19 protein-coding genes are annotated in these 19,506 nt (G+C 69.4%); 11 read left to right on the plus strand and 8 right to left on the minus strand.

Annotation, left to right across the window (positions count from 1 at the left end):
* Positions 1–38: 38 nt before the first annotated feature.
* Positions 39–938, minus strand: a complete 900-nt coding sequence (locus ACWCQ1_RS11200) for a hypothetical protein (RefSeq protein WP_358596298.1) — start codon at positions 936–938, stop codon at positions 39–41.
* A gap of 167 nt (positions 939–1,105) precedes the next feature.
* Positions 1,106–1,900: an RNA polymerase sigma factor SigF gene (locus ACWCQ1_RS11205; RefSeq protein WP_358596301.1), complete on the minus strand. Its 795-nt coding sequence runs from the start codon at positions 1,898–1,900 to the stop codon at positions 1,106–1,108.
* A gap of 256 nt (positions 1,901–2,156) precedes the next feature.
* Between ACWCQ1_RS11205 and ACWCQ1_RS11210 the strand changes: the two genes are divergently transcribed.
* Positions 2,157–3,953, plus strand: a complete 1,797-nt coding sequence (locus ACWCQ1_RS11210) for a thiamine pyrophosphate-requiring protein (protein ID WP_358596304.1) — start codon at positions 2,157–2,159, stop codon at positions 3,951–3,953.
* 869 nt (positions 3,954–4,822) lie between these two features.
* On the opposite strand, the gene ACWCQ1_RS11215 is transcribed toward ACWCQ1_RS11210, so the two are convergent.
* Entirely contained in the window at positions 4,823–5,488 is a 666-nt protein-coding gene (locus tag ACWCQ1_RS11215; protein ID WP_451026309.1) for a TetR/AcrR family transcriptional regulator, read from the minus strand.
* Positions 5,489–5,570: 82 nt separating this feature from the next.
* On the opposite strand from ACWCQ1_RS11215, the gene ACWCQ1_RS11220 reads away from it, so the two are divergent.
* The 6 genes from ACWCQ1_RS11220 (at position 5,571) to ACWCQ1_RS11245 (ending at position 10,843) form a co-directional block, all read left to right on the plus strand.
* A complete protein-coding gene (locus tag ACWCQ1_RS11220; protein WP_451026310.1) occupies positions 5,571–6,404 on the plus strand; it encodes an alpha/beta fold hydrolase in 834 nt (277 codons plus the stop codon).
* A gap of 19 nt (positions 6,405–6,423) precedes the next feature.
* Positions 6,424–7,329, plus strand: a complete 906-nt coding sequence (locus ACWCQ1_RS11225) for an alpha/beta fold hydrolase (RefSeq protein ID WP_451026311.1) — start codon at positions 6,424–6,426, stop codon at positions 7,327–7,329.
* Entirely contained in the window at positions 7,326–8,906 is a 1,581-nt protein-coding gene (locus tag ACWCQ1_RS11230; RefSeq protein WP_451026312.1) for an FAD-dependent oxidoreductase, read from the plus strand. The genes ACWCQ1_RS11225 and ACWCQ1_RS11230 overlap by 4 nt, the downstream gene beginning before the upstream one ends.
* Positions 8,903–9,310, plus strand: a complete 408-nt coding sequence (locus ACWCQ1_RS11235; RefSeq protein ID WP_451026313.1) for an amidohydrolase family protein — start codon at positions 8,903–8,905, stop codon at positions 9,308–9,310. The genes ACWCQ1_RS11230 and ACWCQ1_RS11235 overlap by 4 nt, the downstream gene beginning before the upstream one ends.
* Before the next feature lie 123 nt (positions 9,311–9,433).
* Positions 9,434–9,988, plus strand: a complete 555-nt coding sequence (locus ACWCQ1_RS11240) for a TetR/AcrR family transcriptional regulator C-terminal domain-containing protein (protein ID WP_451026314.1) — start codon at positions 9,434–9,436, stop codon at positions 9,986–9,988.
* Positions 9,989–10,612: 624 nt separating this feature from the next.
* On the plus strand, positions 10,613–10,843 hold the full coding sequence (locus tag ACWCQ1_RS11245; RefSeq protein ID WP_451026315.1) for a hypothetical protein: 231 nt from the start codon (positions 10,613–10,615) through the stop codon (positions 10,841–10,843).
* A 120-nt stretch (positions 10,844–10,963) separates the two neighbouring features.
* Here the strand turns inward: ACWCQ1_RS11245 and ACWCQ1_RS11250 are convergent, their stop codons facing one another.
* Positions 10,964–11,980 (minus strand): alpha/beta hydrolase, encoded by a 1,017-nt coding sequence (locus ACWCQ1_RS11250; protein ID WP_451026316.1) that lies wholly within the window; start codon positions 11,978–11,980, stop codon positions 10,964–10,966.
* Between the two features lie 22 nt (positions 11,981–12,002).
* Here ACWCQ1_RS11250 and ACWCQ1_RS11255 point away from each other — a divergent pair, with 22 nt between their 5' ends.
* The gene (locus tag ACWCQ1_RS11255; RefSeq protein WP_451026317.1) at positions 12,003–12,263 is read left to right on the plus strand and encodes a hypothetical protein; all 261 of its coding nucleotides are present in this window, start codon (positions 12,003–12,005) and stop codon (positions 12,261–12,263) included.
* Here ACWCQ1_RS11255 and ACWCQ1_RS11260 read toward each other — a convergent pair.
* The 3 genes from ACWCQ1_RS11260 to ACWCQ1_RS11270 form a co-directional block, all read right to left on the minus strand.
* Positions 12,229–12,411, minus strand: a complete 183-nt coding sequence (locus ACWCQ1_RS11260; protein WP_351924721.1) for a response regulator transcription factor — start codon at positions 12,409–12,411, stop codon at positions 12,229–12,231. The two genes, ACWCQ1_RS11255 and ACWCQ1_RS11260, sit on opposite strands and share 35 nt — an antisense overlap.
* A 390-nt stretch (positions 12,412–12,801) precedes the next feature.
* Positions 12,802–13,980 (minus strand): DUF3500 domain-containing protein, encoded by a 1,179-nt coding sequence (locus ACWCQ1_RS11265; protein ID WP_451026318.1) that lies wholly within the window; start codon positions 13,978–13,980, stop codon positions 12,802–12,804.
* Positions 13,970–15,073, minus strand: a complete 1,104-nt coding sequence (locus tag ACWCQ1_RS11270) for a zinc-dependent alcohol dehydrogenase (protein ID WP_451026319.1) — start codon at positions 15,071–15,073, stop codon at positions 13,970–13,972. Before ACWCQ1_RS11270 ends, ACWCQ1_RS11265 begins: the two co-directional genes overlap by 11 nt.
* A gap of 219 nt (positions 15,074–15,292) precedes the next feature.
* Between ACWCQ1_RS11270 and ACWCQ1_RS11275 the strand changes: the two genes are divergently transcribed.
* Genes ACWCQ1_RS11275 through ACWCQ1_RS11285 form a run of 3 tightly spaced genes read left to right on the plus strand, consistent with a single transcriptional unit; the run spans position 15,293 to position 17,998 of the window.
* Positions 15,293–16,078, plus strand: a complete 786-nt coding sequence (locus tag ACWCQ1_RS11275; protein ID WP_451026320.1) for an SDR family oxidoreductase — start codon at positions 15,293–15,295, stop codon at positions 16,076–16,078.
* A gap of 34 nt (positions 16,079–16,112) precedes the next feature.
* Positions 16,113–17,048 carry a dihydrodipicolinate synthase family protein gene (locus tag ACWCQ1_RS11280; protein WP_451026321.1) on the plus strand — a complete coding sequence of 312 codons (936 nt, stop codon included), beginning with the start codon at positions 16,113–16,115 and terminating at the stop codon, positions 17,046–17,048.
* A gap of 44 nt (positions 17,049–17,092) precedes the next feature.
* Positions 17,093–17,998: a LysR family transcriptional regulator gene (locus ACWCQ1_RS11285; RefSeq protein WP_451026322.1), complete on the plus strand. Its 906-nt coding sequence runs from the start codon at positions 17,093–17,095 to the stop codon at positions 17,996–17,998.
* Positions 17,999–18,501: 503 nt separating this feature from the next.
* On the opposite strand, the gene ACWCQ1_RS11290 is transcribed toward ACWCQ1_RS11285, so the two are convergent.
* Complete coding sequence (locus tag ACWCQ1_RS11290; protein WP_351924644.1) at positions 18,502–19,419, minus strand: LysR family transcriptional regulator; 918 nt, start codon at positions 19,417–19,419, stop codon at positions 18,502–18,504.
* Positions 19,420–19,506: the final 87 nt, after the last annotated feature.

The raw sequence follows: 19,506 nt of genomic DNA on the forward strand, positions 1-19,506 counted from the left end.
CCGGACCGGGTTGCGCCCGTCACATGCGGCGGCCGGGGTCAGCGGCCGGTCAGGGTGTCCCGGCGCCACAGCCGGTACGCGGCGGCGCCCAGCGCGCCCGCGATCAGGATGCCACCGGCGACCAGGGCGGGCACGGAGTCGGTGAAGGAGCCGCCCTCACCTGCCCGTACGCCGCGCTGGATGACGGCGGGGTCGCACGAGTCGGCGGAGTCGGCGGAGTCGGCGGACTGCTCGCGGCACGGGTCGCTGTCCTTGCCGGGCCGGGTGACGCCCTGGCCGTCCTCGCCGGGGCGGGTGACGCCCTGGCTGTCCTCGCCGGGCCGGGTGACGCCCTGGACGTCGCCGGGCGGCGTGACGGCTTGGCCGTCTTCGCCGGGCGCGGTGACGGCTGCTTCGTCGTCGCCCGGCGGGATGACGCCTGCGCCGTCGCCGCCGGGACGGGTGACGCCTGCGCCGCTCGCACCGTCGCTGCCGGGCCGGGTGTCGCTCCCGCCCCCCGCGCCGTCGCCGCGGTTCACATGGAACGAGGCGCTCCACGCCTTGCCCTGTCCGCCGGGGGCCGCCGGGCAGGTGCCGTCGACGGTCCAGGGGGAGTCCTGGGTCGCCGCGTCGGGGGCGTCGGCCGCGAGGGAGTCGGCGGCGGCGAGACGGGCGGTGCCGCGGTAGGCGGCGCGCGCGGGGGCGGTCGCCCCGTCCTCGTCCGGGACCCGCTGCAGCTGGACGGTGCCGTCCTCGAAGGCCTGCGAGGTCGCCTCCAGGGTCGCGGGGACAGGGCCGCCGGTGGACTCACAGGTCACCGAGACGGTGACGCTGCCGCCCGGGGAGCCGGTGGTCGGGCTGACCTCCGCGGCCGGGTCGGCGAGGGCGGCCGAGGCGGCGAAGCCGACCACCGCACTGGCCAGGGCCGCGGCGGACAGGACACGGGCGGTGCTGCGCATGGGGTGGGCTCCTTCGAGCGACGACTGCGGGCGGGGCACGGTGCCCATGCCTCGCAGCCATCACAGCCCGTCGCACGCCGCGCCGCGCGCGGCCGGACCCCATTCGCGGGACACCGGGGGTCCGACCGGGTGACACCGGCGGCGGCCGCGCCGAAGGACGCCCCCGCTCAGGCGGACTCGCGCATGACCTGTTCGCGGACCCGGTCGCAGCACCGGCTGATCAGCCGGGACACGTGCATCTGGGAGATGCCGAGCTGCTCGGCGATGCGGCTCTGGGTCATGTCGCCGAAGAAGCGCATGTAGAGGATGGCCCGCTCGCGTTCGGGCAGGGCGGCCAGTTGGGGGGCGACGGCCTCGCGGTCCACCACCTGCTGCAGCGCCGGGTCGGCCGAGCCGAGCGCGTCGCTCAGGGAGTAGCCGTCCTCGCTGCCGGGCAGCTCGGCGTCGAGCGAGAGGGCCGAGAAGCTCTCCAGCGCCTCCAGGCCTGCCCGCACGTCCTCCTCGCTCATCTCTGCGTGCTCGGCGATCTCCGCCACGGTGGGCCTGCGCCCGGAGATGGTCTGCGAGAGGTCCTGGGTCGCGATCCGGACGCGGTTGCGCAGGTCCTGCACGCGGCGCGGCACGTGCAGGGTCCACATGTGGTCGCGGAAGTGCCGCTTGATCTCGCCGGTGATGGTGGGCACGGCGTAGCTCTCGAAGGCGTTGCCGCGCGCGGGGTCGTACCGGTCCACGGCCTTGACCAGTCCGAGGGCCGCGACCTGGCGCAGGTCCTCGTAGCTCTCGCCGCGGCTGCGGAAGCGGCCCGCGAGCCGTTCGGCCATCGGCAGCCAGGCCTCGACCACCCGTTCGCGGAGGGTGTCGCGCTGCGGGCCGGGGGGCAGCGAGGCGAGCCTGCGGAAGTCCTCGGCGGTGTCGGGTGCGTCGTCGTGCGGGTGGTGCTTCGCGCTCACTCGGGTGGGCATGATGCGTCGCAACTCCTCAGAGGGTGCTCTGGGTTGGACGGTCACCGTGGAGTACGGCCGCGAGCTCGGGAACGGTCGCGGCCGGGGGCGGCGCGTCGCCGCTCCCACGGACGTGCCTCCGGTCCGAAGCACTGCAACTGCGCCTGCCCCCCGCCCCCTGCCGCAAACACCGCGCATGTTTTCCCCCGGCCCGGGGGGTGACTCGGTCAGCAGACGACCGCTGCCCGTTGACGTCACGGCCCGGGAGGTTCCCCAGATGAGCACCAAGGTCTCCGACCACATCCTGCAGAGGCTGCGCGAGTGGGGGGTGGACCACGTCTTCGGTTATCCGGGCGACGGCATCAACGGCCTGCTCGCCGCGTGGGGGCGGGCCGACAACAAGCCCCGGTTCGTCCAGGCCCGGCACGAGGAGATGGCCGCGTTCGAGGCGGTCGGCTATGCCAAGTTCAGCGGGCGTCTCGGGGTGTGCGCGGCGACCTCGGGGCCCGGCGCCATCCACCTCCTCAACGGCCTGTACGACGCCAAGCTGGACCATGTCCCGGTGCTGGCGATCGTGGGGCAGACGCATCGCACGGCGATGGGCGGCTCCTACCAGCAGGAGGTCGACCTGCACACGCTGTTCAAGGACGTCGCCTCGGACTTCATCGAGACGGTGACGGTCCCCGAGCAGCTCCCGAACGTCATCGACCGCGCGATCCGCACCGCGTACGCGCGCCGCTCCCCCACCGCGATCATCGTCCCCGGTGACGTGCAGGAGCTCGACTACTCCGCTCCCACGCACGAGTTCAAGATGGTGCCCTCCAGCCTGGACCGCAGTTCCTGGACGGCGATTCCGTCCGAGGAGTCGGTGCGCCGGGCGGCGGAGATCCTCAACTCCGGTGACAAGGTGGCCATTCTGGTCGGCCAGGGCGCCGCGGGCGCGCGCGCCGAGGTCGAGCGGATCGCCGAACGGCTCGGCGCGGGGGTGGCGAAGGCGCTGCTCGGCAAGGACGTCCTCAGCGACGAACTCCCCTACGTCACCGGCTCCATCGGGCTGCTGGGCACCCGTGCGTCGTACGAGCTGATGCGGGACTGCGACACCCTGCTCACCATCGGATCGTCCTTCCCGTACACGCAGTTCCTGCCGGAGTTCGGCAAGGCGCGCGGGGTGCAGATCGACATCGACCCGCACATGGTCGGGATGCGCTATCCGTACGAGGTGAACCTCGTCGGCGACGCGAAGGCGACCCTGGAGCGGCTGATCCCGCTGATCGAGGAGGGCCGCGGGCGCGAGTGGTACGACACGGTGTGCGCCAACGTCACGCGCTGGCGCGATGTGATGGACCGCCGGGCGCAGCTCTCGGCGGACCCGATCAACCCCGAGTACGTGGCGCACGCGCTCGATCCGCTGCTGCCGGACGACGCGATCGTCTCGTCCGACTCGGGCTCGACGGCGAACTGGTACGCGCGGCACCTGACGATGCGGGGCACCATGCGCGGCTCCCTGTCCGGCACGCTCGCGACGATGGGTCCCGGGGTGCCGTACGCGATCGGTGCGAAGTTCGCCCATCCGGACCGTCCGGCGATCGCGCTGGTCGGGGACGGCGCGATGCAGATGAACGGTCTGGCGGAGCTGATCACGGCCGCCAAGTACCGGGATCTGTGGGAGGACCCGCGGCTGATCGTGGCCGTGTGGAACAACCAGGACCTCAATCAGGTGACGTGGGAGATGCGGGCCATGGAGGGCGCCCCGTCGTTCCTGCCCTCGCAGCAGATCCCGGACGTGCAGTACGCCGCGTTCGCCCGCTCGCTGGGGCTGACCGGGATCCGGGTCGAGAAGCCGGAGGACGTCGAGGCGGCCTGGCGGGCCGGCCTGGAGGCGGACGGTCCCGCGGTGCTGGAGTTCCTGACCGACCCGGCGGTGCCGCCGATCCCGCCGCACGCCACGTGGGAGCAGATGGAGGCGACGGCCGCCTCGATCCTGAAGGGCGACGCGGACCGCGCGTCCATGGTCAAGCAGGGCTTCAAGGCCAAGGTGCAGGAGTTCCTGCCGGGCCGGGAGAAGAAGAGCTAGGCCGCCTGTTGAACGGCGCTGAAGAGTTCAGTTGCGCACGAAACAGTTCAGTGGTCAGTTCAGTAGCGCGGTGAACTGTTCAGTGCCGAACTGCCGTACTTGACATCGTGGTGCGGCTGATACTCCCGGACGTCACGCCACGGGGGCTTGCGGAACACGCTGGGCACCCAGCGGCCATCGGCGCCATCGGCGCACCGTGCGGGCAGGAGCAGCGCTGGCCTTCTCGGCCGGCCGGGTCCCCTCCCGTGACGGTGACGGGGCCACGATGAGGGCTCACCGCTGTGCCTGAGCTCAAGGCGGATGAAGGATTGGCCGGGGACGTCTGTCTGGTCCGTCGGGCGTGAGCAGCGGCAGCAGGACTTGGTCGATGAGGCGCCGCGTGGATCGGATCACGCAGGGATGAGGTGACGGCCCTTCGTGCGAGAATGCCGATCTCGGGAACACGTGTAACCGTCAGACGCACGCCGTCCCCTTATCTGTTGGAGGGGCCGGGTCAAGTCCGTCTGGGCATGGTGATGGGCAGTGTGGTGCGTGGCCGGCCCAGCCTTATCTCGGTGCGCAGACGGCTTGATGGTTGTCTGGCGACATGATGATGGATGGGGTCGGGCTCACGGAGTGCGGCCTCTCGGTCTTTAGAGGCCGTGGGGTGGCACGAGGCGGCCGGGCAGGGGACCTGCGAAAGCCGGCCACGGGCATCGTGGAAGTCGGGCGGGGTCGCGCACCGGGCGCCGGGGACGTCGGGCCGGGATGAGTGCCTGGTGGCCCAGTGCATGTGGCACGCTCCAGCCGCACTCCCGAGATGGACAAGATCGCGCCGACAGACGCAGCCACCGGGCACGACCTGACGCTCGACGCAGCTGTTGCCCTGGTCAGCCGCCATCACGGAAGTCTCCCAGCCCGCTGAGGATGGGATCCAACCCAAAGGGGAAGACCTCTTCGACAAGCACCGGCAACGCCTCCGCGATCGAGTGGACAGCGGGGAACCGTGCCGGATCCACGCCCCGGAGGGCAGCGACCGGCACCTCGTTGCGCCGCCCACCGGCGCCGTTCTCATGGTTGAGCTGTATCGCCAGGCCACATACGTGGCGAGCCAGCGTCACATACGCGCATGTGGCCAGTGAGGCCTCTAATCCCGCCTTGAGCAAAAACGCGACACAGCGCTCCCGCAGCGCCATCGCGTTGGGGCCGACGGGAATCTGCTCGGCCAGCAGCCTGGCAGCGTTCCCGTGCCGACCCAAGGCGCGGAACATGGCGTGTGCCACCACCGTCAGAGACCACTGCCAACTCGCCGACGCCAGTTCTCGATCGTCCAGTTCCACGAGGCCGAACATGTGGTCCACGACCTGCGCCACGAGCTCTGCCCGGTTGCCGAAATGCCGGTACAGCGTCGCCGTAACCGAGCCCAGGCGCTCGGCCAGGGCCCTCATCGACAGCGCCTCCGCTCCCTCCTCGTCGACGATCTGCAGCGCCATGGCGACGATCCGGTCCGGTGGGACCGCCAGACGACCTGCAGGGCGGCGCACGAACTGATCCATCTCCTCGCTCAAGACCACCGTGGCCGTAACACGCGGGGGCTTCCACTTGACACGAAACTATATCGGTAACAGTGTAGCCATTATGAGTACCTGGTCTGAGCCCCAGCCCGATTCCCGGTTCGTCGAGGTGGACGGCCTGCGGATCCACTACAAGCGTGCTGGGCACGGCCCGGCACTCGTGCTGCTGCACGGCAGTGCCTCATCGCTGCAGCACTTCGACCGCGCGACGGATCTGCTGTCGGATTCGTTCGATGTCATCCGTCCCGACCTGCCGGCGTTCGGACTGACTGGCCCGCGCAAGGACCGCGACTACCGCGTTCCGGCATACGCCGCGACGGTGGCGGGCTTCCTGGAGGCGCTGGGCGTGCCGCGCTACGCGTTGGCCGGCAATTCCCTGGGCGGCAACATCGCCTGGAACGTCGCGCTGGATCATCCGGAGCGGCTGACCGGCCTGGTTCTGGTCAATGCCACCGGCTACCCGGAGAAGACGGTGCCCGCGGGGATGCGCCTGACCCGCAACCCGCTGGTGCGGCCCCTGCTGAGGCGGGTGATGCCGCGCGGGGCCATCGAGCGCAGCCTGCGCGAGAGCGTCGGGCCGTATTCGCAGATCGTGGACGACGCCATGGTGGACCGCGCCCATCAGCTCATGAGCCGCCCCGGCAACCGTTCGGCCTTCGTCGACTTCTGCAACACCGACCAGCCGGACCGCAGCGCGCAGATCCCCCGCATCACGGTGCCCACGCTGGTGCTGCGCAGCGCGAGCATCGACGGCCAGCACTTCGCCCGCGACATCCCCGGCGCCCAGGAGCTCGTCCACCCCGACGGCGGACATCTGCTGCCGGAGGAGGAACCGGAGTGGGTCGCGGACGCGATCGCGAAGTTCCTCGGCTCCTGCGCCGACACCCCCGCGAACTGAGGGCAAGGAGGCCCGTTCCATGAAGTACTTCGTCGCCTCGGGCGAGGACCGCAAGCTCACCGCCGACTCGCGCAAGGCGCTGCGCGGCAGTTTCATCGAGCTGTCCGACGGTGTCACCCACTACGAGTTGACGGGGCCCGAGGACGGGGATGTCGTCCTGATGGTGGGAGGTCTGACCATACCGCTGTTCTACTGGGACGGCCTCGTCGGCGAGCTGCACGCCCGCGGGTTGCGCACGCTGACCTGCAGCGCCTACGGCCGCGGCTACTCCGACCGGGTACAGGCGCGCTACGACGAGCCGCTGTTTACGCGGCAGCTGGCCGAGCTGACGGACCGGCTCGGCCTGACGGCGCGGCCCCTGCACCTGGTCGGCACCTCCATGGGCGCGCTGGTCAGCATGACGTACGCCGCCCAGTACCGCTCGTCGGTGTCCACTCTCACCATCGTCGGGCCGGCCGGTCTCGCGAAACCGCAGTTGACCTCCCCCCACCGGCTGCTGCGCAGTGATCTGCTGGCCGGACTGGTCGCCCGCCGCCGCGGCCTTCAGCTGCTCCAGGGGCACCTCGGGCACAACGTCCGCGATCCCGAGCTCGGCACGAAACTGACCGAGATGGTCCTCGACTGCCTCTGCTTCGAGGGCTCGATGTACGCGGCCTTCGACACCCTGCAGCACCTGCCTCTCACCGGCCGTGAGGACCTCTTCCGGCGGACGGGGGCCCTGGGCATTCCGACGCTGCTGCTGTGGGGCGACGAGGACCACGTCACGCCGCTGGCGCAGTTCGACACGGCGCGCGCTCTGCTGAAGCCCCAGAAACAACACGTCATTAACAAATGCGGGCACATGGCCCCCTTCGAACGGCCTCTTGACGTCGCCGATCAGCTCGTCCCGTTCGTGTCCGCACGCACCGAAAGGCTCGACTCATGAACCGTCCGCAGGTCATCGATGTACTGATCGTCGGTGCCGGTCCCTCGGGCTCCGCCTTGGCGATCGACCTCGTACGCCGCGGACTCGACGTCCGGATCGTCGACAGGTCCCCCCATGCTTTCGACGGCTCGCGTGCCAAGGGCATCCAGCCCCGCAGCCTCGAAGTCCTCGAAGACCTCGGCGCTCTCGACGACGTACTGGCCGGCGGCGACATCTATCCCAAGCTCGGGCTCCATGCAGGACCCATCGGTGTGCCGTGGAAGATGTTCCCCCACAAGGAGGCGACCCCGGACGTCCCGTACCCGAACACCTGGCTGATCCCGCAGTTCCGCACGGACCGCGCCCTGCACGCCCGGCTCGGTGAGCTCGGCCGTCAGGTCGAGTTCGGCAAGGAACTGACCGAGCTGACGCAGGACGAGGACACGGTGGTCGCCAAGGTGGTGGGCGCGGACGGGGTCGAGGAGATCGTCGCCCGCCATGCCGTGGGGGCCGACGGCGGTTCCAGCGCGGTGCGCAAGCAGCTCGACATCGGTTTCGTGGGGACGACGGACGAGGCCGACCGTGTGCTGATCGTGGACGCCTCCGTCAGTGGCCTGGCCCGCAACCGGTGGCACATGTGGCCCGGCCTCGGCGGCAAGCTCATCGGCGCCTGCCCACTCCCCGACAGCGACATGTTCCAGTGGATGATCCGGCTCACGCCCGACGAGAAGCCGCCCCAGGAGATCGGCGCCATCATCGACCGGATCCACTCCCACACCCGCAACCGGCACATCCAGCTGCACGAGATCCACTGGAAGTCCGTGTTCAGGCCCAACATCCGTCTCGCGCAGCACTACGGCCACGGACGTGTTTTCCTCGTCGGGGACGCCGCGCACGTCCACACCCCGGCCGGCGCCCAGGGCCTGAACACTGGTATGCAGGACGGCTACAACCTGGGCTGGAAGCTCGCCCAGGTCCTCGCCGGAGCCGACCCGGCCCTGCTGGACACCTACGAGGCCGAGCGGCAGCCGATCGCCGCCGGGGTCCTGGGTCTGTCCACGGAGAAGTGGGGCGGCATCGCCAAGCTGGACCCCTCCAGCATGAAGCGCGGCAAGGACGAGCAGCAGCTCTCCCTGACCTACTACGGCGGCCCGCTCGCCCCCGCCGACGGCATGCGCACCGAGACCCTGCGCGTGGGCGACCGCGCCCCGGACGCCCGACTGCTCGGCGCCGACGGCGCCGAGACCCGCCTGTTCACCCTCTTCCAGGGACCGCACTTCACCGCCATCGCCTACGGCCCCGGCGCCACCCGGGACCTCGAACTCCTCGACTGGCCGACGACGGGCGCCCAGCTCAAGCGGCTCACGATCGGATCGACCGCGGGCTTCTCCGACCCCCAGAACACGCTGCGCAGTGCCTACGGCCTGACCGGCGACACGCTGCTGCTGATCCGTCCCGACGGCTACATCGGACACATCGCCACTCGGGACTTCCTCACGACCACGCAAGCCGCCGTGCAGGCGATGACGCCCGAGGCAAGGAGCCGCACCATGTCCCAGCCGAGCCACACCTCCCCCGGTTCGGGGGCCACTGAATGAGCCGCATACTGCTGCGCGGGGCGCAGGTCATCACGATGACGCCGGACCGGCCGGACTCCGAGCACACCGATGTCCTCGTCGACGGCGACCGCATTGCCTGGGCCACGGTCGATGGGGCCAAGGCACTGGGCCTGGCCGACCGGGTGGGCCGTATCGAGGCGGGCATGCAGGCCGACCTGGTCGCCGTCGACGCCCGCGCACTCAACCTGTGGCCGGCACACGACCCCGTCGCCACGGCTCTGCACGCCGACATCGCCAACATCGAGGCCGTGATGGTGGCGGGCACCTGGCCCAAACGCGATCACGCGCTGCTCGCATCCGGCCTCGACAAGGTCAAGGACCAGCTACGTGAGTCCGGAGAACGCCTGCTGCACAGCATCAGGCCCGCGGGCTCTCCCGGCTGACACAGCGCAACGACCCCAGATGAACCGCGCCGACGGGCACGGCACCGCGTCCTCGTCGGCGCGACGGCCACGCGCCTCCCAGAGCCGCACGCCGCGGCCTCGTTCCCACAGCAAGAAGGTGCCGTGAGCAGCCCCATCCCGACTACCGCGGGGATGCCCCGCGACGCTCTGCACCAGGAGCAGATCGTCCAGGCGGCCATCGCCCTTCTGGACGAGGGCGGCATCGAGAGTCTGACCATGCGAAGACTCGGCAGCCGTCTCGGTATCACCGCGGCAGCCCTCTACTGGCACGTCAAGAGCCGACACGATGTGCTCCTGATGGCTGCTGACACCGTCTGGGGGCAGACACCTCTCTCCGCTCTCGACGGTCTCGAATGGCGTCCGGCCCTCCTGGCCATGGCGGACAACCTGCGTTCGATGCTCCTCAGGCACCCCTGGCTGCTGGCCACCATGACCGTCCAGCCTCTCGACGGCCCTGCCAGGGACCGCCATGACGAGCACCTGCTGGCGGTCTGCCAGGCGTCCGGCCTCACCAGACGGGATGCCGAGCAGGCCGCCCAGAGCGTCGTCACGTTCGCGATCGGCGCCGCCCTCGCAGCCACTCCTCGCCCGCATGTGTCCTTCGGCCTGCAGTCACTTCTCGACGGCGTCGAAGCCAGGCTTGCCGCCCGTACCTGACCCGACACAGCAGAAGAGGCAGACGCTCGGCTCGACCGCCTTCCTCTGAACCACCTGGATCCACCGCGTGGATTCTGATCTTCGGTATCGGAGCGCGTCTCACCTGCGCAAGGACGGACTAATGAACCGGTCCGACTTCGACGTCGACGTGATCGGCCGACCCGGAACCTCGCGTCGGCGTCCTGGACGGCGAGGCAACGCGGACGCTGCAAAGGCTGGAGTGTACGAGTGCGCAATCGTTGACATGCTCCCAGGCACCGGTGCGCAGTGGATGTCGCCGCGTGGCAAGGTGGTGGTCACAAGCCTTCCGGCCGAGAAGCCTCAGTGTCATCCGTCGGCACCTGCGCTCGGCGCTTGCAGAGTGCGGAGCGACGGACGTACGCCTCAACCACGCTGTCACGTTCCTTGACGCACGCGGCGAACTCGGACATGCGCGAGCAAGCATCGTCTTGGGGTGTGACGGCGCCAACAGCGAGGTACGCAAGCTCATTGGGGCCACGTTGGTCGGATCCGACTTCACCGACACATGGCTATCGACGAGCACCTGCACGGCATCCAGGACCCGGCTGAAGTCATGGCCGCCCTTTTGGATCGCCGCCCCAGCTGGCCAGGGCCCATCCGGAAGTGACCCGGATCCTGCGCCGTCGTGGCCTGCAGCACATCCATTCTGAGATCGGCCTCGCCCCCCGCGTCCTGCGGGACGTGGAGGAAGGCGTTGCGTCCGGCCGCTTCGACGTGCCCGATCCGCTCGTCGCCCTCTCGGCGCTCGGTGAAGGCCAGCTGACCCTCTGGGAACTGAGGTCCGCACGCCCCGATGTCAGCGCCGACGAAGCGCGGCTGACATGGCGGAAATGATCCTGTGCATGCTCGGTCTCCCCCGCGAGGAAGCACGCGAAGTCGCCCGGCGTCCCTTTCCCGCTCTCGACTGATCGAGCCGGCCTGGCCGTCGAGGCCGGTTCGGCATGTCCGGGGCGGTCAGGGCTTTGCCAGGGCAGTTCGCAGAGCGTCGAGGGCGGCAGCGCGGAAAGCGGTCATCGAAGGTGCTTTGCCGTCGAGCAAGGCATCAGCACCGTGGTACATGCCTGATTCGACCCGCAGCTCGCAGGCGACGCCGGCCTCGCTCAGGCGTCGGGCGTAGTCGACGTCTTCGTCGTGGAAGAGGTCGATGTCGCCCACGCCGATCCACGCGGGCGGCAGCCCGTCGAGGTTCTTGCGCCTCGCAGCCGCAGCATAGGGGCGATCGTCGAGGTCCTGTGGCGGGCGGCCGAGGTAGGAGGTCCAGGCGAAGCGGTTGGAGTCCGGGGTCCACGTATAGATGGCACTGTCGGGAGGGTCGACGCGTAGAGCCGTGCGGTCGTCGAGCATGGGGTAGATGAGGAGTTGAAACCGGACCGGCACTCCTGCATCGTGGGCGCGCTGGACTACGGCGGCGGCGAGCCCGCCTCCGGCGCTTTCGCCGCCGACGGCGATGCGGGCGGGATCGACGCCGAGGGCGGCGGCGTTGGCGTGAAGCCAGCTAAGCGCACCGAAGCAATCGTCCAAAGCTGCGGGGTACGGATTTTCGGGTGCGAGGCGGTAGTCGACGCTGACGACCAGAGCGCCCAGTTCGTCGGCAACGCGGCTGCACCAGGTGTTTTCCTGCCGAGCGGCACCCATGACGGTTCCTCCGCCGTGGATCCAAAGCAGCGCCGAGCGCGGTGCTTGGCCTTCTGCCTGGTAGGTGAGCACCTCGACGGGGAGGTCGCCGGTCGTGGCCGGCAGCGTGCGCTGCTCGATGCGGACGCCTGGCCTGGAGGCGGCTCCCGCCAAGGGCACGAGGCGGCGAGCGATGGCCAGAGTGACCGGGTTGCCGAAGTTCAGCGGGAGGAAGAGCACTGGGTGCCGCAGCTCGCGAGGGACTGCCGCCAGGGCGCGGCGACGTGTGCTGATCGCCGCAGCAACGCCGAGGGTTGCTGCGGCGCCCAGTTCGGCGAGGACTCGTCGGAGCGTCATGTACTGCGCACCTTTCGTTCGGGTGGTCACGGTTCTCGGGTTCCAGGGTGGCGCCTTGACGGTCGGCCGCGGTTTCCAGGTCGGGCAGTGGTTGCCGGCAGATCTCGTGGGCCTCGTCTCTGGTAAGGCCGAACATCGGCAGCAGTTCCTCGATGACCTGGTCGGCCGCTTCGGCGTCGTCGCGTTCGGGGTTGTCGTGCAGGAGTTGGCCGCGGCAGAGCGCCGCGTCCGCGAGGCCATGTCCCTGTTCACGCCGGCCAGGGCCAGTCCGTTCCCGCTCTGACGAGCCCTACTTCGGAGGCGAAAGCCACCGCCCGGTCGCGGGTCCCGGCACCGATCCTGGCGAGGATGCTGCTGACGTGTGACTTGACCGTGGTTTCGGCCGGATGAAGGTCCTCGGCGATCTCTCCGTTGCTCCGACCCGATGCGATGCGGGCGGGAACCTCACGCTCGCGTCCGGCGAGGTGGTGGAGCGGCCGCTGTCGTCCCGATCCTGGTCTGGGACGGAACGTTTCAGACGGTGAGCGAAGGTGTCGAGGAGTCTGTGGGTCACACTCGGCGCGATGACGGCGTCGCCTCTGGCCAGTGCGTGGACTGCGGCGATCAGAACGTTGTCGGGCTGTGGTGCAGAGGCCATACGGACCCTCTCGGAGCCGGTGTCGGCCTCGCCGACGACGGTCAGTCCAGGTTGTCGTTCGAGGATTACGCGCGCGGCAAGACGTGGCAGGGGCTCTTCGTCGACGATCAGCAGGGTCATCATGGTGCTGGTTCTTTCGTGGGGGCCAGCGGTACGGGCGTCTACGGCGCTGCCCGGGTAGGCCCTACTCGTGTGCGATGTGTGCGCGGTGTTCGGCGAGCACGTCCAGTCCGAAGTCGGAGGTCAGGTCACGCCACACCGAGTGGGCGTGGTTTGCGTACCGCTGTGTGTTGTCGTACTCGATGAGGACGCGAGGGTCCTGCACCCGGTAGTAGTGCGGTTCCCCGGCGTCCGTGCTGCCCGCCCAGCCGAAATGCACCGCGTCGAGGACGGTGTCGAAGGCGTAGTGGGTGTCGTAGGCGTCGGCGAGGAACTCGGGTGCCCGGCCGGTGTAAAGGCTGACGAGCCGGCGCAGCAGGTGCCGCTGCTCCTTGTTCAGGTCGCGACCGCCGATGCCTTTGGGGGGAATCGTGATGGCCACGCGCGCGTGATCGTTCTCGGTGTATCCGCTGCCCGCTTCCGCCCGGCGGTCGATGTCGTTGACGAGCCGGTCCAGCTCAGGGTCGGCGAACCGGCCCCGCCACAGGTCCTGCATGTGCATCATCGTGTCGCCGTGTTCGACGCGTGGGCGGTTGCCGGAGACGATGTCCGAAACTGCGGACGGGTGGAGCAGGGCGCTTTGGAGTTGGCCCGGATCCAGACTGCGGACCAGTTGACGGGCCGTCTCCTCAGGGCCTTGCAAGGGCCGCAGGGTGCCTCCGATCAGCTCGGTGGTGGCCGGGTCGGCACCGATGAAGCAGGGGGTCGTGGAGACGAGCCGGCCGGCGACGACGAGGTTGTTCAGGGAGATGTGGTGGCCGCCGAACCGCCATGCCCAGACACGGTCGCCGGGGCGGCCGAAGATCCTCAGCCAGTAGCGGCCCGGGTCCCGTCCGCGCTGCCGGCCCCAGTGGACCCGCCACCCTTCCAGCTGGTCCAGGACGTTCTCCAGTCCCATCACGGTGGTGACCGTGGCGTAGCCCGGGATGGACAGTCCGGTGGCCACCAGCCGCATGGCCAGGCTCTGTTGGCGGGCGTTCTGGTCCCGGACGGCGAGCCCGCCGTGGTCGGTGGGGGTGTAGAACCAGCGCAGCCGCTCGGCCTCCGCATCCGGGCGCAGCGGGGAGTCGTATGCGGCGAGCGGGAGTTGGTCCTCGCTCAGGCTGTTCAGCCAGGCGGTGGCAGCATCGGCCATGGCGGCCGCTGCCTTCTCCCGCCCGGCTGCCAGGGCGTCGGGCACGGTGCCCTCTCGGTCACCGGTCACCGGCGGACTCCCAGTCCTCGGAAATGTCGAGCATGACCTTGATGGCGTTGCCCCGGCGCTCGGCGTAGGTGTCGAACGCCTCGGCGACGTCGGGCAGCCCGAAATGGTGGGTGACCAGTTCCGCGGTGCGCAGCCGGCCCCGGGCGGCCAGGCCCACGGCGCGGGCCACCGAACCGGTGCCCTCTCCGCGGACCGTCTGGATCGAGATGCCGTTCATCACGGCATGGTTCAGGTCGGCCCGTACGGGCTCTTCGAAGAAGCCGACGAGGACGACCGTCCCGGACCGCTTGGCCATGCGCAGCGCGTCGTCCACCGCACTCGGGGCGCCGGAGCACTCCAGGACGATGTCGGCGCCGATCCCGTCGGTCGCCTCCCGGACCGCCGCAACCGCGTCCTCCTCCCGGGAGTTGACGACCAGGTCCGCGCCGAAGGACTTGCCCATGGCGAGCCTGGATTCCCGCGTGCCGGCCAGGGCTACGGTCCTGGCCCCGAGTTCACGTGCGACCTGTACCGCGAGCAGACCTATCGGTCCCGGGCCGATCACAGCGACCGTGGATCCGACGAGCAGGGTGTCGAGCACGTCGAAGGCGTGCATCACGGTGCCCACCGTGGTGAGGACGACCGCGGCGTCGAAGTCCACGGTGTCCGGCAACCGGTGGAGGGTCGCCACGTGGTTGAGCGCGTACTCCGCGAAGCCCCCGTTGACGGTCATCCCCTGCACCCGGTGCCCTGTGTGCCGCAGGCCGTAGTTGAGGCAGTCCGTGTAGGCCCCGGCCAGGCAGTTGGCGCAGCGCATGCAGCCGCGGTGGGCTTCCGTCACGACCCGGTCGCCGACCCGGAACTCGTCCACGGCGCTGCCCACCGCGGCGACGACGCCAGCGTACTCGTGGCCGGGTACGAACTCGCCCGCGGCCGGGCCGCCGTCCTTGAAGAAGTGCCGACTGCGGATCTTCAGGTCCGTTCCGCACAGGGACGCCCTGCGGACGTGCACCAGAACGTCTTCCGGCCCCACCTGCGGCACGGGCAGCGTCGTGACGGCGAGGGTGCCGGGCTCGCCCAGCACCGCGGCCTGCATGGTTTCCGGCAAGGACATAGGGGCCTCCAGTTACGGCCATGAACATGCGTCGGAAATCGAACCGAAACGGCCCTGTTCCCCACCTCATCTTGCATGCCGGCAACGCCTATTCCCTATTCGCGGCGCATAGGCATCCCTTATGCATGTCGCGAGAGATTCCTATTGGAGACCCATCACGACCTCATGGCAGTGTCATTTGAAAACGACGAACGGGGCCACCGCCCAAGGAGCGAAGCTGTGGATCTGGGAATTTCGGGCAAGACCGCGCTCGTACTGGGCGGGGGTGGGGGTCTCGGCGGCGCGATCGCCCAGGCCCTCGCCGCTGAAGGCGCCGCTGTCGCCGTCGCGGACATCAGCCCACAGGCCGCAGAGAGCACCGCCGAGGCGGTGGCCGACGCGGGCGGGAAAGCCGTGCCCCTGGAATGGGATCTCGCGGACCTGGGCGCGATCGACCAGCAGATCGCGGCAGTCGAAGGGGCGCTCGGTCCCGTGGACATCCTGGTCAACAACACGGGAGGGCCGCCGCCCTCGCCGGTTGCGGGGCAGGACCCTGAACTCTGGCAGAAGCACTTCCAGTCCATGGTGCTGTCCGTCATCGCGATCACGGACAGGGTCGCGCCGCTGATGCGGAGCCGCGGCTGGGGCAGGATCATCACCAGTGCCAGCTCGGGGGTGATCGCCCCCATCCCCAACCTGGGGCTGTCGAACGCCTTGCGGGGCAGCCTGCTCGGCTGGTCCAAGACGCTGGCCCGGGAAGTCGCGGCCGAGGGTGTCACCTGCAACGTGGTCGTTCCTGGACGGATCGGCACCCAGCGGATCAAGTTCCTCGATCAGGCCAAGGCTGATCGGGAGGGCAAGTCCGTCGCGGAGACGTCCGCCGAGAGCGTCGCGTCGATCCCTGTGGGCCGCTACGGCGAACCGCGGGAATACGCAGCCGCCGTCACCTTCCTCGCAAGCGTCCAGGCCTCTTACATCACAGGCTCGGTCATCCGAGTCGACGGCGGACTCATCCCCAGCCTCTGAAAAAGACATCGGACTTCTGAGGAGGCAGAAAAAAATGGCACCCCTGGACCGCAACACCAATGGTGTTTTCGCCATCGCACCAACGCCCTTCGACGAGGAAGGCGCAATCGATTTCGACTCACTCAGCCGACTCGTCGACTTCTACGCAGACGCCGGCGTCACCGGACTGACCCTCCTGGGCCAGATGGGCGAAGCACCCAAGCTGTCCCACGAGGAAAGCGTGCGCATCGTCCAGCACGTCCTCAAGCGCACCGATCTGCCGATCATCGTGGGCGTCTCCGCACCCGGCTACGCCGCCATGCGGGCTCTCACGGTCGACGTCATGTCAGCCGGTGCCGGCGGCGTCATGATCGCCCCGCCGAACACGCTGCGCACCGACGACCAGATCGTGAGCTACTACGAGGGAGCGGCGGGCGCCATCGGCGCGGACGTGCCGTTCGTGATCCAGGACTATCCGCTGTCCTTCTCCGTCGTCATGTCCCCTGCCGTCATCGCCCGCATCGCGAACGCCGCGCCCGGGTGCGTGATGCTCAAGCACGAGGACTGGCCGGGCCTGGAGAAGATCAGCGCACTCCGGCAACTCGAAGCCGACGGAGCGATGCCCCGCCTGTCGATCCTGTGCGGAAACGGCGGCCTCTTCCTGGACTTCGAGACCGAACGCGGAGCCGACGGAGCGATGACGGGCTACTGCGTTCCCGAACTCCTCGTCGACGTGGTGCGCCACACCGCCGCCGGCGACCGTGACGCCGCCCATGACGTCTTCGACACCCACCTACCCCTGCTGCGCTACGAACAGCAGCCGGGCATCGGCCTGGCCGTACGCAAGTACGTCATGAAACGCCGCGGAATCCTGGCCTCCGACACCCAGCGCAAGCCCGGGGCCGCGCTGTCGGCGCGTGCCCGCACCGAGGTCGACTACTTGCTGTCCCGGCTCACCCGCAAGGACAGCAGGGTCGCACTCAGGGCATGACGCACACGCGAGCTGCATGCCATGCGGCCGAGTAACTTGATCACATGCAGCTACGTCAGCTGGAGTACTTCCTCGCGGTCTGGGAGGCGGGCTCCTTCAGCAGAGCGGCTGCGCGGCTCTATGTCACGCAGCCTTCGCTGTCCCAGCAGATCGGGGCCCTGGAGAAGGAGCTGGGCGCGGTCCTGCTGGAGCGCGGCCGGCAAGGGGTGACGCTGACTCCCGCGGGCCGTGTCTTTCTGCCCCGAGCACAGAACGTCGTCCGCGCGGTTCAGGACGCGCAGGACTCGGTGCGCGAGGTGGTGGAGGGCCGTCAGGGCGACGTCCACGTCCTGACCGTACGGTCCGTCGCCTCGGGGATCCTGCCGCCGTCCGCGGCGCGCTGGCACTCGACGTACCCCTCCACCGTGCTGAGACTGCACGACTACTCCCACCGCCGGGACCTCGAAGAGGCCATGCGCAGTGGCCAGGGCGACATCGCGGTCAGTCCACGGCCCGAACCGTGGGAGGGACCCGTCATCTCCCTGGGATACGAGGAGATGGTGGTGACCGGCTCGGCCGAATACCCGGCGGGGACAGCGGCCGATCCGGCCGAACTGGCCGCTGCCGACTGGGTGCTCTACGAGCAGGAACAGGGCATGAGCGAAGTGGTGGACCGCCTGGCAGGGCACCTCGGGTTCACGCCGCGCGCCGTCGCACGCACGGGCCAGGTCTCCGCGGCGCTCCTGTTCGCGGTCGAGGGGATCGGTGTGACGGTGACACCGGAGAACGCGGTACCGCTGCGCTGGTCGAGGCACGCCCGGCGGATCGGGCCCGGCTATTTCCGAGAGCTGGTGGTGTTCAGCAGGAAGCTCCCCTCCCAACTGGCCGAGCGGTACCGGGACATGCTCACCACTGTGGAGTTGCCGCTGACCGCGGAGCGGGATCTACCAGAAGGAGCACTCCGCTTCTAAGCTTGACTCTGTCGGGGATCTTGGAGTTTCCCGGTGCGGCAGCAAGATCGACGGGCAGTACTGCCCGTACGGTACGAACTGGCACCGGGGGTGAAGCTTCGGCACCCCGAACCGGTCCGGGAGGCGGGGGGCGAGGGGAAGGGGCTGCTGGCGACGCTGCGGAGGGTGATGTTCGGGGCGAAGAAGGAGAGTTGAGGAGGGGGCCTTTCCCTCGGGGGCCCACCCGTCATGAGCAGTGATGCGGGGCACCGCCAAGCGCACCCTGGCCCGTCGAGGCCCTGAAAGAGATTGCGGGCTCCGCATCATTCCGCTGCGGTGGGTGACACCGATCCGCATCCGCCACCGTATCCGTCGAGCAGCTGCCGCCGGGTCCCGCACCGCCGGACGACCCCGCTTGACGGGCTGCGGCAACAACGCCTCCAGCCAGGCCCATTGACCGTTCGCCAGAAGACCCTATTCGCGGCCTTCAGCCTTCGGAGAGGTTCTCGCTCCAGCGCGGTCGATCACAACGGCCGGGGCAACCGGCTCACGTCGTCACACTGCGCGGCGGCGGACACCCGGTCCCGGAACCAGCAGTGGGCCGGGTCGTACGCCCAGCGCGGAGACCACGCCATCGCCATGACGTAGGGCCGGGCGAGGGACGCGGGGACCGGGGCAGGGCGCGTTCCCGTCGGCCCGCACCACGTGTCCGCCAGCCGCCTGGGCACGAGCGCGGTGAGATCCGTACCCGCCACCAGCGGGAACAGTATCGCGAAGCTCTCCACCCGCACGGTGATCGACCCGGCGAGGCCCTCCCTCTCCAGCAGTTGGCCCGGCGACCACGGCATCAACGGTGTGTCGTAGCAGACGGCCCACCGTGCCTGCGCGAGATCGTCGCCCTCGGACTGCCGAGTCGCGCTGACGATGCGCACCCACTGGTCCTCGTAGAGGTCGAGCGACGGAGTCCCGTCCGGGAGCGCGGCCCGGGGCACGATCACTGCATCATGCCTGTCGATCTCCTCGACGATCCCTGCCCGCATGTCGTTCGTGAGCAGATCCAGGCGGATACGTGCACCAGTGCCGTGCGCCGTGACCTCGCGCACCAGTGACGTGGCGAGCGTGCTGCAATCGTAGTCGGAGAGCAGCAGGGAGAACTCGCGGTCGAGCGAACCTGGTTGCAGGCCGGCGTTGGCCCCGAAGACGCCGTCGAGTTCCGCGGTCAGCAGTGAGACCCGATCGCGCAGGCGCTCGGCCAGCAGCGTGAGCTGGGTTCCCTGGCCGGGGACCCGGACCAGCAGTTCATCACCGAAGTGCCTGCGCAGTCGCTTGAGCGCCGCGCTGCAGGCCGGCTGGGAGAGGCCGATACGGTGCGCCGCGGCCGTCACACTGCGCTCTTGGAGCAGCGCGTTCAGCGGCACGAGCAGATTCAGATCGAGACCCATCACGTTCCAACTTCATCCATGCGGTGAATGAAACCCATAACAAAGTTCCACTGTACAGATGGAATGGGGTGTGATGAAACTAAAGCA

The organism is Streptomyces sp. NPDC002144 (assembly GCF_053593695.1).

Excerpts from the sequence above, each read along its gene's own strand:
- ACWCQ1_RS11200 (WP_358596298.1), bottom strand. The coding sequence starts at position 938 with ATGCGCAGCACCGCCCGTGTCCTGTCCGCCGCGGCCCTGGCCAGTGCG.
- ACWCQ1_RS11205 (WP_358596301.1), bottom strand. The coding sequence starts at position 1,900 with ATGCCCACCCGAGTGAGCGCGAAGCACCACCCGCACGACGACGCACCC.
- ACWCQ1_RS11210 (WP_358596304.1), top strand. The coding sequence starts at position 2,157 with ATGAGCACCAAGGTCTCCGACCACATCCTGCAGAGGCTGCGCGAGTGG.
- ACWCQ1_RS11215 (WP_451026309.1), bottom strand. The coding sequence starts at position 5,488 with ATGGATCAGTTCGTGCGCCGCCCTGCAGGTCGTCTGGCGGTCCCACCG.
- ACWCQ1_RS11220 (WP_451026310.1), top strand. The coding sequence starts at position 5,571 with ATGAGTACCTGGTCTGAGCCCCAGCCCGATTCCCGGTTCGTCGAGGTG.
- ACWCQ1_RS11225 (WP_451026311.1), top strand. The coding sequence starts at position 6,424 with ATGAAGTACTTCGTCGCCTCGGGCGAGGACCGCAAGCTCACCGCCGAC.
- ACWCQ1_RS11230 (WP_451026312.1), top strand. The coding sequence starts at position 7,326 with ATGAACCGTCCGCAGGTCATCGATGTACTGATCGTCGGTGCCGGTCCC.
- ACWCQ1_RS11235 (WP_451026313.1), top strand. The coding sequence starts at position 8,903 with ATGAGCCGCATACTGCTGCGCGGGGCGCAGGTCATCACGATGACGCCG.
- ACWCQ1_RS11250 (WP_451026316.1), bottom strand. The coding sequence starts at position 11,980 with ATGACGCTCCGACGAGTCCTCGCCGAACTGGGCGCCGCAGCAACCCTC.
- ACWCQ1_RS11270 (WP_451026319.1), bottom strand. The coding sequence starts at position 15,073 with ATGTCCTTGCCGGAAACCATGCAGGCCGCGGTGCTGGGCGAGCCCGGC.
- ACWCQ1_RS11280 (WP_451026321.1), top strand. The coding sequence starts at position 16,113 with ATGGCACCCCTGGACCGCAACACCAATGGTGTTTTCGCCATCGCACCA.
- ACWCQ1_RS11285 (WP_451026322.1), top strand. The coding sequence starts at position 17,093 with ATGCAGCTACGTCAGCTGGAGTACTTCCTCGCGGTCTGGGAGGCGGGC.
- ACWCQ1_RS11290 (WP_351924644.1), bottom strand. The coding sequence starts at position 19,419 with ATGGGTCTCGATCTGAATCTGCTCGTGCCGCTGAACGCGCTGCTCCAA.